Source organism: Mesorhizobium sp. M1004 (assembly GCF_040318795.1).
Classification (GTDB): domain Bacteria; phylum Pseudomonadota; class Alphaproteobacteria; order Rhizobiales; family Rhizobiaceae; genus Mesorhizobium.
Genome location: NZ_JAMYNB010000010.1, coordinates 1 through 12,798 on the forward strand (window position 1 = coordinate 1; position 12,798 = coordinate 12,798).

The 12,798-nt window shown below is 64.4% G+C and carries 14 protein-coding genes; 7 read left to right on the forward strand and 7 right to left on the reverse strand.

Annotation, left to right across the window (positions count from 1 at the left end; all coding sequences use genetic code 11):
• Positions 1-143: 143 nt before the first annotated feature.
• The gene (locus NKH54_RS20460) at positions 144-1,097 is read right to left on the reverse strand and encodes a sulfonate ABC transporter substrate-binding protein (protein WP_023710329.1); all 954 of its coding nucleotides are present in this window, start codon (positions 1,095-1,097) and stop codon (positions 144-146) included.
• Between the two features lie 286 nt (positions 1,098-1,383).
• Between NKH54_RS20460 and NKH54_RS20465 the strand changes: the two genes are divergently transcribed.
• Positions 1,384-1,671, forward strand: coding sequence for a GIY-YIG nuclease family protein (locus NKH54_RS20465; RefSeq protein WP_023710330.1), 288 nt, complete (start codon positions 1,384-1,386; stop codon positions 1,669-1,671).
• A 136-nt stretch (positions 1,672-1,807) separates the two neighbouring features.
• Here NKH54_RS20465 and NKH54_RS20470 read toward each other — a convergent pair whose 3' ends face one another.
• The 4 genes from NKH54_RS20470 to tauA form a co-directional block, all read right to left on the reverse strand.
• A complete protein-coding gene (locus NKH54_RS20470) occupies positions 1,808-1,990 on the reverse strand; it encodes a hypothetical protein (RefSeq protein ID WP_023672089.1) in 183 nt (60 codons plus the stop codon).
• A gap of 80 nt (positions 1,991-2,070) precedes the next feature.
• Complete coding sequence (locus tag NKH54_RS20475; RefSeq protein ID WP_023702434.1) at positions 2,071-2,931, reverse strand: ABC transporter permease subunit; 861 nt, start codon at positions 2,929-2,931, stop codon at positions 2,071-2,073.
• Complete coding sequence (locus NKH54_RS20480) at positions 2,928-3,719, reverse strand: taurine ABC transporter ATP-binding protein (protein WP_023710331.1); 792 nt, start codon at positions 3,717-3,719, stop codon at positions 2,928-2,930. The genes NKH54_RS20475 and NKH54_RS20480 overlap by 4 nt, the downstream gene beginning before the upstream one ends.
• Before the next feature lie 152 nt (positions 3,720-3,871).
• A complete protein-coding gene (tauA, locus tag NKH54_RS20485; protein ID WP_023710332.1) occupies positions 3,872-4,885 on the reverse strand; it encodes a taurine ABC transporter substrate-binding protein in 1,014 nt (337 codons plus the stop codon).
• Positions 4,886-5,116: 231 nt separating this feature from the next.
• On the opposite strand from tauA, the gene NKH54_RS20490 reads away from it, so the two are divergent.
• From NKH54_RS20490 to NKH54_RS20515, 6 genes are all read left to right on the forward strand, one after another.
• Positions 5,117-5,278, forward strand: coding sequence for a hypothetical protein (locus tag NKH54_RS20490; protein WP_023681206.1), 162 nt, complete (start codon positions 5,117-5,119; stop codon positions 5,276-5,278).
• Positions 5,279-5,694: 416 nt separating this feature from the next.
• Positions 5,695-6,171, forward strand: a complete 477-nt coding sequence (locus NKH54_RS20495) for an RrF2 family transcriptional regulator (protein ID WP_023692934.1) — start codon at positions 5,695-5,697, stop codon at positions 6,169-6,171.
• A 16-nt stretch (positions 6,172-6,187) separates the two neighbouring features.
• Positions 6,188-7,555: an FAD/NAD(P)-binding protein gene (locus tag NKH54_RS20500; RefSeq protein ID WP_023672083.1), complete on the forward strand. Its 1,368-nt coding sequence runs from the start codon at positions 6,188-6,190 to the stop codon at positions 7,553-7,555.
• Positions 7,556-7,782: 227 nt separating this feature from the next.
• On the forward strand, positions 7,783-9,216 hold the full coding sequence (locus NKH54_RS20505; RefSeq protein ID WP_023755923.1) for a pyridoxal-phosphate dependent enzyme: 1,434 nt from the start codon (positions 7,783-7,785) through the stop codon (positions 9,214-9,216).
• On the forward strand, positions 9,213-10,394 hold the full coding sequence (locus NKH54_RS20510) for a trans-sulfuration enzyme family protein (protein ID WP_023706950.1): 1,182 nt from the start codon (positions 9,213-9,215) through the stop codon (positions 10,392-10,394). The genes NKH54_RS20505 and NKH54_RS20510 overlap by 4 nt, the downstream gene beginning before the upstream one ends.
• A gap of 155 nt (positions 10,395-10,549) precedes the next feature.
• Positions 10,550-10,741, forward strand: coding sequence for a hypothetical protein (locus tag NKH54_RS20515; protein WP_196813750.1), 192 nt, complete (start codon positions 10,550-10,552; stop codon positions 10,739-10,741).
• A gap of 39 nt (positions 10,742-10,780) precedes the next feature.
• Here NKH54_RS20515 and NKH54_RS20520 read toward each other — a convergent pair whose 3' ends face one another.
• Together NKH54_RS20520 and NKH54_RS20525 are read right to left on the reverse strand one after the other, a co-directional pair.
• Complete coding sequence (locus NKH54_RS20520) at positions 10,781-11,086, reverse strand: UBP-type zinc finger domain-containing protein (RefSeq protein WP_023698083.1); 306 nt, start codon at positions 11,084-11,086, stop codon at positions 10,781-10,783.
• Entirely contained in the window at positions 11,086-12,753 is a 1,668-nt protein-coding gene (locus tag NKH54_RS20525) for an FAD-dependent oxidoreductase (protein ID WP_353028787.1), read from the reverse strand. Before NKH54_RS20525 ends, NKH54_RS20520 begins: the two co-directional genes overlap by 1 nt.
• Between the last annotated feature and the right edge of the window lie 45 nt (positions 12,754-12,798).

The following is a 12,798-nucleotide window of genomic DNA, read 5'->3' on the forward strand; positions in this document are numbered from 1 at the left end:
GCGCGGTCGCATTGGGTGGTTTTCAACCATATCAATGCGCGGGGGCGGGGTGGGGGGGTTTTTGACGGGGTATTGGCAAAACCCCTGTGGTTTTAACGGCAAACGGCGCGGGGGTTTTCCCGCCCGGCGCCACACAAGAAAGTTCAATTGCCCGGTGCGGTCCACACGGCGTCGGAGATGCGCACCGCGTTCGGGATCAGCTTGAGCTTGTAGAAGCGATCGGCTGTCGCCTGCTGGCCGGCGATGATCTCGTCGGTGATCGGGAAGATGCCGAATTTGGTGCGGTTGGCCGCGATCGTCTGTGCATCGAGCGGCACGCCGGTCACCTCATGCAGCGCCGCGGCAACCTTGTCGCGGTTCGCGTCCGCCCATTTCGCCGCCACGCCGAGCGCCGCTATCGTCGTGGTGATCGTCTCCGGATGCGCCTTGGCGAAATCCTTGTTGGCGAGGAAATAGGTGTTCACCTTGAGCACCTCGCTGGAGCGCGCCAGCACGCGCGGCTGGTAGCGTGTCTCGGCGATGGCGTAGAACGGATCCCAGACCGCCCAGGCATCGATCTGGTCGCTGGCGAAAGCCGCCGAGGCATCAGCCGGGCTGAGATAGACCGGGGTGATCTGGTCGAAGGGGATGTTTGCTTTTTCGAGTGCCGCGACCAGCAGATTGTGCGCGCTGGTGCCTTTGCCGACGCCGATGCGCTTTCCCTTGAGGTCAGCGAGCGACTGGATCGGCGATGCCGGCTTGACGAAGATCGCTTCGCCGTCGCCATTGGCTGGCAGTGCCGCCGCATAGACGATGTTGGCGCCGGCCGACTGGCCGAAGATCGGCGGTGCGTCGCCGGTCCAGCCGACATCGATGGCGCCGACATTGAGCGCCTCGACCAGCGGCGGGCCGGCGGTGAATTCGACCCATTTCACCACGACACCCTTGTCGCTCAGCGCCTTCTCGATCACCTGCTGCTGCCGGGCGATGACCGGCAGGCCGGTCTTCTGATAGCCGATGTTGAGCTGCTTCAACTCCTGCGCCGAGGCACTGAGCGAGGCGGAAATGCCCGCCGCCAACAGGCCGATGCCGAAAACGCGTCTGGTCAGGCTGAACATGATCCGTCTTCCTTCGCTGCGAACCGGCGCCGGGAAGGGCTCCCTGCCGTGGATGAGAGACAAGGCTAGGTAGGTCTATAAATTTAGTAGAGAAACGATTTTGCGAGTTGGCTGCTTGACGTGGAAATATTTTCTTCAGAACCCAGCGCTCGTCATCCTAGGGCGAAGCAAGGAGCGAAGCGACGCGGCGCAGACCCTAGGATCCATGCCGTGACGTTTGCCGTAGAGTGGAACGGATCAGAATGTCGCTTGTGCGCGGACCGAGGCTCGATACCCTGAAAAAACCATGACCGGCTACGTCTACATGACTGCAAGCCAAAAACGCGGCACGATCTACATCGGCGTCACCAACGATCTCGCCCGCCGCATGCCTGAACACAAATCCGGCCAGGGCGCAGGCTTCACCAGCCGCTACGGTGTTCAACGGCTGGTCTGGTATGAGGAATTCTTCGACATCACCGATGCCATTCAACGCGAGAAGTCGCTGAAGCGATGGCCGAGACAGTGGAAGATCGAACTGATAGAGAAGGCCAATCCGGAGTGGTTTGAGCTGTTTCGCGGAACCGGGTGGTAGGCGCCCGGTTTGTTGCTCCCCTGGAGCGTAGCATCAGCGTCTCGGCATGGATCCTAGGGTCTGCGCCGCGTCGCTTCGCTCCTTGCTTCGCCCTAGGATGACGAAATCGCGAAGGCTGGCGCTAATCACCATCACCTCACTGCGACCAATACTGCCAGGCCCAGTAAAATCCCTCGTCGCGTGGCGGCAGGCGGTCGCGTTCGGCGTCGAGTTGCACCGGGGCCGGCGATTTCGGTTGCGGCTGCGACGACGAGTTCTCCCGCCAGGCGAGCAGCCAGTTGCCGAGATGGGCGAACAGCACCGCGGTGGACTGGGTCATGACATCACTCCTTCTGTTCCGGGGTCGGCGGTCGCCGTGCTGCGAAGGGAAGCAGCCGGTCAAACCGGCAGAACTTGTTGTCATTCCTTTCCCGCCCACGGAACCAGCTGACGCTCGATTCGGCGGATAATGAATTCCAGCACGAAGGCTATTGTCGCGATCACCACTATTCCCATCACCACGACATCGGTGACCAGGAACTGGGCGGCCGACTGGATCATGAAGCCGAGGCCGCGCGTTGCCGCCACCAGCTCGGCTGCAACCAGCGTCGACCAGCCGGCGCCGAGCGCGATGCGCAGGCCGGTGAGGATCGACGGCAGCGCGCTGGGCAGGATGACATGGCGCACCACTTGGCGCTGCGTCGCACCAAGCGAACGGGCCGCATCGATGCGCTCCTTTGAGACACCGCGCACGCCCGAGGCCGTCGACAGCGCCACCGGCGCCAGCATGGCGATTGCGATCACCAGGATCTTTGACGGCTCGCCGATGCCGAACCAGATGATGACCAGCGGCAGATAGGCGAGCGGCGGGATCGGGCGCAAAAATTCGAGCAGCGGATCGAAGATGCCGCGCCCAATGGTGCTGATGCCTATGGCGAGACCGACGGGCACGCCGACGATGATGGCCGCGACCAGCGCCGCGAACACGCGGCCGAGGCTGGCGACGATGTGCTGGAGCAAAGTCGCGTCGACGAAGCCGTCCTTGATCACCACGATGAACTTGGTCCACACGGCGGCGGGCGACGGCAGGAACACCGGCGACACCAGTTGCAGGCGCGCAGACAGCGCCCATGCCGCCAGCACGGCCAGGATGGTGACGGCGCTGATCGCCCGCGAGGAAACCCCGCGCCGCTTCCGCACCGGCCGCGACCACGGCACCGAAATGGCATCGGCCTCGCCGGTCCCGGTGGCCGGCCGCTCGCTGTAGGAGGTTACGCTCATGCCGCCTCTCCTTCGAAGATCGCATCGGTCAGCTCGCCGCGCGCCGCGGCAAAGGCTGGATCGGCCTTGATGGCGCGGATCGGCTCGCCTGCGGCATAGCGCCGGCTGAAGCCGGTTTCGAATGTCCGCACCACATGGCCAGGTCCCGGCGCGAGCACGACGATGCTTGTGGCCAGCACCAGCGCCTCCTCGATGCCATGCGTGACCATCAGCACGCCAACCCGGCTTGCGGTCCACAGGTCGAGCAGCGTCGTCTGCATGCGCTCGCGCGTCAGCGCATCGAGCGCGCCGAGCGGTTCGTCGAGCAGCAGGAATTCCGGTTCGGCGGCAAGCGCACGGGCGAGGCCGACGCGCTGGCGCATGCCGCCGGACAATTCCCAGATGCGTTTGTCGCCGACGCTGTCGAGCTTGACCAGCGCCAGCAACTGGTCGGCGCGGCGCGCCCGCTCGGCTTGCGGCACGCCGCGTAGCCTGAGCGCAAAGGCGACGTTTTCACGAGCCGTCAGCCAGGGAAACAGCGCATCGTTCTGGAACACGACCGCCCGGTCGGAGCCTGGGCCGGTGATCGGCCTGCCGCCGATCGTGGCGACCCCGCGCGCGGGTTCGACCAGGCCGGCGGCGACATTGAGCAGCGAGGTCTTGCCGCAGCCGGAGCGGCCGACCAGCACGACGAAATCACCCTTGGCGACATCGATGGAAACTCGGTCGACCGCCGGCGCTGCTTGGCCGTCATAGTGAACCGAGACCTTGTCGAGTACGAGATGCGGGTCGAGTACGAGATGCGGCATGAAAAGGGGCTCCGGAAGAAAATCAGCCTGCCCCGGCCCGGTTAAGCGGATCCGGGACAGGCAGCACGCGGCGTCAGGGAAGAAGAACCGCGCGTGGCACTAGAGCGCCGCGTGCCGCTGGGGCACGAAAAGGACGCTCTAAAACTCAGCTGTCAGTTCGAGGCCAGAGCCTCGGTCACGTATTTCGACGACACGTATTTCGAATAGTCGGGCAGCACGGCGTCGATCTTGCCCTGCTCCTTGAGGAAGGCCGAGGCTGCCTCGATCGCCTTGACCGTGCCGCCGCCGAGGAATTTGTCGGAAGCCTGCTCTTCCAATGTCGGGAAGACGTAACCCTTGAGGAGCTGCGGCACCTCTTCCAGTTTGGCGCCGGTGATCTTGGCGATCTTGGCCGCTTCCGGCGACGAAACCGACCATGCCTCGGGCTTGGCCAGGAACTGGGCATAGGATTCGCCGGTCACCTTGACGAAATCGCGCACGGCGTCCGGGTTCTTTTCGGCGAAGTCGGTGCGCACGATCCAGGCGTCAAAGGTCGGCGCGCCCCAGGCGGCAACCTGCGAGGAATCCAGCACCACCTTGCCTGTCGTCTTGATCTGGCCGAGCGCCGGATCCCAGACATAGGCCGCGTCTATGTCGCCGCGAGCGAACGCGGCGGCTATTTCCGGTGGCCTGAGATTAAGGATTTCGACCGACTTCGGGTCGACGTTTTCGTGCTTCAGCGCGGCAAGCAGGCTGTAATGCGTGGTCGACACGAACGGCACCGCCACCTTCTTGCCGGCGAGGTCGGCGATCTTCTCGATGCCGGATCCATTGCGGGCGACCAGCGCCTCGGACTGGCCGATCAGGCCGACGACAAAGATGGTCTGGATCGGCAGTTCGCGGCTGGCGGCCGCGGCCAGCGGACTCGAGCCGACATAGCCGATATCGACCGAACCGGATGCGACGGCGGCGATGACATCGGCGCCGGAATCGAATTTGCGCCAGTCGATCGTGGCCTTGGTCGCCTTTTCATAGGCGCCGTCGGCCTGCGCTACTTTGGAAGGTTCGACCACCGTCTGGTAGCCGATGGTGATGTTGAGGTCCTGCGCCTGGGCCGGGCCGAGGAAGGCCGCACCCGCCAAAGCTGCCGACGACAGGAGGACAATGCGTCGCGAAATGCTGGACATGAAAGGCTCCATGAAAAATGAGAAAAACCGGATGCCTGTTCATAGTCAGCTAATTCTATCATTCTTGTAGAGTTAAATCCTTCCAAGCAAGAAGCACTTGTTAGAAAAAAACCACCGGCTGATGCGGGCGCGGTGACCGGCCCGTGCCGAACCGTGCGCAAACGCAAACGGCGCCCCCAAGGTGCTGAAGAGTTGGTGGTCCTGCCAACCCTCCTACGGAAGAGGCCTGATTTGGTGCTCGGCGCGCCGCTTGCGGCCTGCCGCAGGATCGATGTCGAGCCGTTGAGCCTCACCGACTTCCGCAGCGACGGCCACCGCTGGATGCTGCGGTCAAGCGGCGTGCCGGTGGCCGCCAAGGCCGCCCGGCCTCAGAGCGGCAAGGCGGCGTCCTGATATCGGGCGCAGGGCGGCGCCCGAGTTGTCGGGAGTCATGTTTCGCCGATCCGCGGGCTGCGACCCAAAATTCCCGGCAAAGCCCCAAATGGCGCAAATCCATGCTGTAAAAGACGGTTGATTTGAAAACACGTTCCGCGTGTTCGAGGGTAAGTATAGTAATCTTATCGACATTGGGAGCAGGAGCCGCCGCTCATCGCCGCTATCGCTCGCGGCTGGCTGTGACCTTAACGGCACAAAGCCTTGCCAAAGTGGCCCCTGCGGCGTGAAAACGAAGCAAAATCAAGGTTTCTCGGCTTGTATATCATGTCAGTAGAATTTATGTGTCGAAGCAGCTTGCACGCGGCGGGGAGGCACGTCAGGCGTTTCGCAACCGATGGTTTTGGGCCATCGCCTGACAGAGAAACATTCGGTCTATGCTCACCAAAAAAGGCAAGTACGGCCTCAAGGCGCTGGTCCATCTGGCGCAACTGCCGACGGGACAGCTCGCCTTTGTCGGCGACATCGCCAGCGGCAACAACATTCCGAAGAAATTCCTCGACGCCATTCTGGGCGAATTGCGCAATGCCGGTTTCGTCCAGAGCCGCAAGGGCAAGGATGGCGGCTATCGCTTGGCGCGCCCGGCCGACGAGATCAAGGTCGGCCATGTCGTGCGCGTCCTCGACGGACCGCTGGCGCCCATCCCCTGCGCCAGCCGCACTCAGTATCAGCGCTGTGAAGACTGCAATGAGGCGACATGCCAAGTCCGACATCTGATGCTCGAGGTCCGGCAGGCGATCGCCGAGGTGCTCGACCAGCGCACGCTGGCCGAGATGCGCGACATCGTCCTCGACGACCTTCCGGTCGCGAGGGACATCGACGAGCTTGCGCCGGCGCAAAAGGTCCCCGCCTGATCCTGAGCGTGCTCGCATGAGCGTCGCGCGCGCCAATTCGATCATCCGCAGCTCGATCATCATCGTCGGTGGCGGCGCCAGCGGCGTCGTGTTGGCCGCGCATCTGCTGAAGTCGCCCAACCCGGACCTTCGCGTCACGCTGATCGAAAAGCGTCCGCATTTCGGCCAGGGCATCGCCTATTCGACGCTTTTGTCGGCGCACGTGCTGAATGTCAGCGCTGCGGGGATGAGCGCCTATGCCGACGATCCCCTGAATTTCTGGCGCTGGTTGCAGGGGCGCGGCCTGATAAGCCAGGAACAGACGCCGCAGACACCCTTCTATGCACCGCGCAGCGTCTATGCCCGCTACCTCAAGGAAGTGCTCGACGAGCTCGAAGCGCGCGAAAAGGAAACCGGCCGTCTCAGGCTGATTCGCGAGGAAAGCCTGTCGATCTCGCCGACATCGTCCGGTGTCGAAGTGGTGCTGGCCAACGGCACCAGCGTCGTCGCGCATCTGGCGGTGCTTGCCACCGGCCATGACGAGCAGCCCGGCGCCGGCCAGGGCCACGCCATCCGTATGGGCACCGAGGCCGACACCGCGCTCGATCCTGAAGCCCGCGTGCTGGTGCTGGGCACCGGGCTCAGCATGGTCGATGCCTTCCTGTCGCTCGAGCAGCGCGGCCATCGCGGCGAGATCGTCGCCGTGTCGCGGCGCGGCCTGCTGCCGTCGCCGCACCGCAAGGGCAACCCGATCAAGCTCGACGTCGCCGACATTCCGCTTGGCACGCAGCTCTCCTATTTCGTCGGCTGGTTTCGCGACCTGATCCGCGAAAACCAGAAGGCCGGCATCGACTGGCGCGACGTCGTCGATGGGCTGCGACCCTTCAATCAGAAGATCTGGCAGAACTGGCCGTCCTCTGCCAAGCGCCGCTTCGTTGAGCACACCAAGGCCTGGTGGGACATCCATCGCCATCGGCTGGCGCCCGAGGTGCATGCCCGCGTCACCGAAGCGGTGCGCACCGGCCGCATCCGCCCGGTCGCCGGCCGTGTCGTCGGCATCGAGGCTGGCGATGGATTCACCGTCGGCATCCAGTCTCGCCACACAAAGGCGCTGGAAACGCTGCAGGTCGCCCGCATCTATGATTGCACCGGCATCGCCCGCGACATCTCGACGACGTCGAACAGCGTCGTGCGTTCGCTGGTCGACCGAGGCCTGGCGCGGCCCGACCCGCTGCGGCTTGGTCTCGATGTCACAGCCAAATGCGAAATCATCGCCGGCGACGGCACCGCATCGGCCAAGATCCTCGCCGTCGGGCCGCTGACCCGCGGCACCTTCTTCGAGATCGACGCCATCCCCGACATCCGCGTGCAATGCGCTAGGCTGAGCAAGCAGCTGCTGGGGTAAAGCTGTTGACGTCGGCGGGATAGCACGCCCCTCAGAGGGGGGTGGGAAGGATGGCTACGGAGGGTGTTTGGCTTGAGTCCAAAGCCGGCGTCAAACTGGAATTCCATTCCCCCTCTCGCCGGTTGATTGGCACGATCTACCTTCTTTCCGACTGCAAACGGCCGGAAAAGAAGCTACGCTGCCGCTCTGCCCCCGAGGCGGTCGCTTGTTCAAGGGAGCACATCGATATGAGCGAGCACGGAAAAGCTGCGCCAGGCAGTTCGGACGGCGCGTTATCCCGCCTGCGTCCGCCCTACGCCTCGGTGCTCGACCTCATCGGCCAGACGCCGGTGGTCGAACTGACCAAATTCGACACCGGCAAGTGCCGGCTGTTCATCAAGCTCGAAAGCCAGAATCCCGGCGGCTCGATCAAGGACCGCATTGCGCTGTCGATGATTGCCGCGGCCGAGAAGGAAGGCAAGCTGAAGCGCGGCGGCACCATCGTCGAGGCGACCGCCGGGAATACCGGCCTCGGCCTCGCCCAGGTCGGCATCCCCAAGGGCTACCGCATCATCCTCGTCGTGCCCGACAAGATGTCGCGCGAAAAGATCCAGCATCTGCGCGCGCTCGGCGCCGAAGTGCGCATGACCCGCTCCGATGTCGGCAAGGGCCATGCCGAATATTACCAGGACATGGCCGAGAAGATCGCATCGGAAACGCCCGGCGCCTTCTACGCCAACCAGTTCGCCAACCCGGCCAACCCTGAGGCGCATGAGACCACCACCGGACCGGAAATCCTTGCCCAGCTCGATGGCGACCTCGACGCCGTGGTCGTCGGCGTTGGCTCCGGCGGCACGCTGACCGGGCTTGGCCGCTACTTCGCCAGAACGTCGCCGAAGACCGAAATGGTGCTGGCCGATCCAGTCGGATCGGTGCTGGCGCCGCTGATCAAGACCGGCAAGATGGAAGAGGCCGGCAGCTGGACAGTCGAAGGCATCGGCGAGGATTTCGTGCCGCCCAATGCCGATCTGTCGCTGGTCAGGAAAGCCTATTCCATCCCAGACAAGCAGAGCATGCTGGCCGTGCGGGACCTGCTTTCGAAGGAAGGCATTCTCGCCGGCTCGTCTTCCGGCACGCTGCTGTCGGCCGCGCTGCGCTATTGCCGCGAGCAGACGACAGCAAAACGCGTCGTCACCTTCGTCTGCGACAGCGGCAACAAGTACCTGTCGAAGGTGTTCGACGATTTCTGGCTGGCCGAGCAGGGGCTGGCCGAACAGGAACAGCATGGCGATCTGCGCGACCTCGTCATGCGCTCGCACCGCACCGGCGACACCGTTTATGTCGGCCCCGACGAAAGCCTGCTCAACGCCTATGGCCGCATGCGCCGCTCCGATGTCTCGCAGCTGCCTGTGCTGGACAACGGCAAGCTGGTCGGCATTATCGATGAGGGCGATATATTGGCCAAGGTCGACGGCCCCTATGAAGGCCGCTGGGACCGCTTCAACGCCCCGGTGCGCACCGCCATGACCTCCAATCTTCACACGCTGCAGGCCAGCCAGACGCTGGATGCGCTGCTGCCGGTGTTCGACCGCAACGAGGTCGCCATCATCTTCGATGGCGACGAGTTCGTCGGCCTGATAACCCGTATCGACCTGATCAACCATTTGAGGCGCGCACGATGACTGCTGAAACATCCCCATCGGGCAAGAACCGCCTGGCTTTTTCCACGCGCACCATCCATGGCGGCCAGAGCCATGACCCGCTGACCGGCGCGGTGATGGTGCCGATCTACGCGACCTCGACCTATGGCCAGCAGTCGCCCGGCGTGCACAAGGGGTTTGAGTACGCCCGCAGCCAGAACCCGACCCGCTTCGCCTTCGAGCGCGCGGTGGCCGATCTCGAAAGCGGCTCGGCCGCCTTTGCATTCGCGTCCGGCCTGGCGGCGATCTCGACCGTGCTCGAGCTGCTCGACAGCGGCGCCCATATCGTTGCAACCGACGACATCTATGGCGGCTCGTTCCGGCTGATGGAGCGGGTGCGCAAGCGCTCGGCCAATCTGCAGGTGAGTTTTGTGGACTTCACCGATCTGGCGGCGGTGGAAGCAGCGATTCGCCCGGAGACAAAACTGCTCTGGGTCGAAACTCCGACCAATCCGCTGCTGCGTATCGTCGACCTCGAAGGCGTTGCGGCACTCGCCAGGCGCAAGGGCGTATTGACGGTCGCCGACAACACGTTCTGCAGCCCCTACATCCAGCGGCCGCTTGAACTCGGCATCGACATCGTCGTCCACTCGACGACGAAATATCTCAACGGCCATTCCGACATGGTCGGCGGCGTCGCCATCGTCGGCGACAACAAGGATCTAGCCGCCCAGCTGAAATTCCTGCAGAACGCCATCGGCGCCATCTCCGGTCCCTTCGACAGTTTTCTCGCGCTGCGCGGCATCAAGACACTGGCGCTCAGGATGGAGCGGCATTCCACGAACGGCCTGAAGATCGCGCAGTGGCTGGAGGCGCGAAAAGATGTGCGCCGCGTCGTCTATCCCGGTCTGGCCAGCCATCCGCAGCACGCCATCGCCGTCCAGCAGATGCATGCCTTCGGCGGCATGATCTCGGTCGACCTCGACCGCGACCTCGCCGGCACCAAACGCTTCCTCGAACGGACGCAACTGTTCACGCTGGCTGAAAGCCTCGGCGGCGTCGAAAGCCTGATCGAACACCCGGCGCTGATGACCCACGGCTCGATCCCGGCGGAAAAGCGCGCGGAAATCGGCATTTCGGATTCGCTGGTGCGGTTGTCGGCGGGGATCGAGGATGGCGATGATCTGATCGCCGATCTGGACCAGGCGCTGCGGGGGTAGGCGTACCGGATGCGTACCGATGACAATGAGGGGCGGCGCTGACCGTCAAGATTAAATCCCAATCCGCCGCGCGATTAAATCCCAATCCGCCGCGCGTTAACACATTCAGCAGCCTTTGCTTAACCCTTCGCCGCTATGTCCCGCCTCGGGGAGGCATGGCGAGAGTGAGTGTGATGGACAACAGCCCGGAAAAGCGCAGCGAATGGCGAGCCATCTTTTATGTGCAGGCCCGCGTGGCCATCCTGTTCGTCCCGGTCGTCGCCAGTCTTCTGATCATTGCCGCACTTGCCGGCAACGACCACAGTCCCGACGCCCTCGACCGCACGGTTACGGGCTCGGTGAAATAGCGGCACGGCCGTCGGCTTGCCTGCCCGGGAACGGACGCCTCAGAAAAACTTCGGGATCGGGCCGTTCTGCGGCGTCACGTCGCCTTCCAGGTCGATGAACGCCTCGTCGACAAAGCACCAGGCCCAGCCTTCCGGCGGGTCGTAGCCTTCGATGACCGGATGCTTGGTGGCGTGGAAATGCTTGGTGGCGTGGCGGTTGGGCGAGTCGTCGCAGCAGCCGACATGGCCGCAGGTGCGGCAGAGCCTGAGATGCACCCACATGGAGCCGCTCTTCAGGCACTCCTCGCAGCCGAGCGCGCTCGGCGTCACCGTCTTGATGTCGCGCGTGTGTTTGCATTCATCCATTATGCTCTCCTGGCCAGTTCGGGCGCTGCTGCGTTGGGTCGCGCGAGATAGGCGTGCAAGGCAGCCACCACCTGGGCGCCTTCGCCGACGGCGGCGGCGACCCGCTTGACCGAGCCTGCGCGCACGTCGCCGATGGCGAACACGCCGCTGCGGCTGGTCTCCATCTGGCCCGCCCCTATGTCGGCGCCGGTGCGCACGAAACCCCTGGCGTCGAGCGCGATATCGCACCCAGCCAGCCAATCGGTGTTGGGGTCGGCGCCGATGAACAGGAAGAGATGCTGGATCGGCCGCATCTCGACGCCGCCGGGGTTGCGCCAACGCAACTGGGTGAGATTGCCGCCTTCGCCTTCCAGCGCCTCGATCTCGGTCTCGCCAAGCACCTCGATGTTGGGTTGCGCCTCGATACGCTCGACCAGATAGCGCGACATGGTTTCCCTGAGGCCGCCGCGGCGCGCCAGCATCGTCACCTTGCGCACCTGGCTGGCGAGATAGACCGCCGCCTGCCCCGCCGAATTGCCGGCGCCGACCAGCGCCACTTCTTGCCCTGTGCATAGCCGCGCTTCGATCGGCGAGGCCCAGTAATGCACCGACGTGCCCTCGAACTCGGCCAGCTTGGCGATGTCGAGGCGGCGGTAGCGGGCGCCGCTGGCGATCACCACCGTGCGTGCGCGCAGGCTTTCACCGTCGCCGACGGTAAGCGTGTAGCCCTCGCCTGCTGCACCGAGCAGCTTGGCCTCGTCGGGGATGACTATTTCGACGCCGAATTTCTGCGCCTGGTTGTAGGCGCGCGCCATCAGCGCCATGCCGGAAATGCCGGTGGGGAAACCCAGATAGTTCTCGATGCGCGCGGAGGCGCCGGCCTGGCCGCCGAAGGCGCGGCAATCGAGCACGATGGTCGACAGCCCTTCGGATGCCGCATAGACCGCGGCCGCCAGCCCCGCCGGCCCGGCGCCGACAATGGCGACGTCATAGACCATGTCGGGATCGATCGGCCGCAGCAGGCCGATGCAGCGGGCAAGTTCGGTTTCGCCGGGATTGTGCATCAGCTTGCCGTTGGGGCAGAGCACGATCGGCAGATGGTGCGGGTCAACATGAAAATGCTCAATCAGCGTCTTGGCGCACGGGTCGCTGTCGGAATCGAGCGCGCGGTGCGGCTGGCCGCTGCGGCGCAGAAATCCCTGCAGCCGCAGCGTGTCGCCATTGCCGGCCGGGCCGATGACGACCGGCCCGCTCGAGCCGCTTTCCAGAAGCCCGACGCGGCGCAGGATCAGCGCCCGCATGATCCGCTCGCCAAGGCTTGCCTCCTGCACCATCAGGTCGCGCAGCCGCTGCGAGGGGATGACGAAGGCCTCGACCGGCTCGGCCGCCTCCGCATTGACCAGCGACGGCCGGCTGGAAAGCTGCGCCAGCTCGCCGATGAAATTGCCGGGACCATGAGTGACGATGGTCTCGCGCCGGCCGGGCCTGACATCCGGGGTGATATCGACCGTGCCCGACAGGATGACGATCAGCCCCGGCGCCACGGTGCCGGCGGTGACGATATGCTCGCCGGCGGCATAGGAACTCGCCTCGCCGAACCGGCGCATGCGCTCGATATCGGCGTCGCCCAGGATGGGAAACATCTGGTCGCGGCGGGTGACGGTGATCGGCTGGGTGGGTGGGGCCATAGGTGCGAGCGTAGCGCCGAGACGGCCGGGTTTGAAGTGGTTTGT

Excerpts from the sequence above, each read along its gene's own strand:
- NKH54_RS20480 (WP_023710331.1), bottom strand. The coding sequence starts at position 3,719 with ATGCCGCATCTCGTACTCGACCCGCATCTCGTACTCGACAAGGTCTCG.
- NKH54_RS20470 (WP_023672089.1), bottom strand. The coding sequence starts at position 1,990 with ATGACCCAGTCCACCGCGGTGCTGTTCGCCCATCTCGGCAACTGGCTG.
- NKH54_RS20505 (WP_023755923.1), top strand. The coding sequence starts at position 7,783 with ATGAGCGAGCACGGAAAAGCTGCGCCAGGCAGTTCGGACGGCGCGTTA.
- NKH54_RS20510 (WP_023706950.1), top strand. The coding sequence starts at position 9,213 with ATGACTGCTGAAACATCCCCATCGGGCAAGAACCGCCTGGCTTTTTCC.
- NKH54_RS20465 (WP_023710330.1), top strand. The coding sequence starts at position 1,384 with ATGACCGGCTACGTCTACATGACTGCAAGCCAAAAACGCGGCACGATC.
- NKH54_RS20520 (WP_023698083.1), bottom strand. The coding sequence starts at position 11,086 with ATGGATGAATGCAAACACACGCGCGACATCAAGACGGTGACGCCGAGC.
- NKH54_RS20475 (WP_023702434.1), bottom strand. The coding sequence starts at position 2,931 with ATGAGCGTAACCTCCTACAGCGAGCGGCCGGCCACCGGGACCGGCGAG.
- tauA (WP_023710332.1), bottom strand. The coding sequence starts at position 4,885 with ATGTCCAGCATTTCGCGACGCATTGTCCTCCTGTCGTCGGCAGCTTTG.
- NKH54_RS20460 (WP_023710329.1), bottom strand. The coding sequence starts at position 1,097 with ATGTTCAGCCTGACCAGACGCGTTTTCGGCATCGGCCTGTTGGCGGCG.
- NKH54_RS20525 (WP_353028787.1), bottom strand. The coding sequence starts at position 12,753 with ATGGCCCCACCCACCCAGCCGATCACCGTCACCCGCCGCGACCAGATG.
- NKH54_RS20500 (WP_023672083.1), top strand. The coding sequence starts at position 6,188 with ATGAGCGTCGCGCGCGCCAATTCGATCATCCGCAGCTCGATCATCATC.
- NKH54_RS20515 (WP_196813750.1), top strand. The coding sequence starts at position 10,550 with ATGGCGAGAGTGAGTGTGATGGACAACAGCCCGGAAAAGCGCAGCGAA.
- NKH54_RS20495 (WP_023692934.1), top strand. The coding sequence starts at position 5,695 with ATGCTCACCAAAAAAGGCAAGTACGGCCTCAAGGCGCTGGTCCATCTG.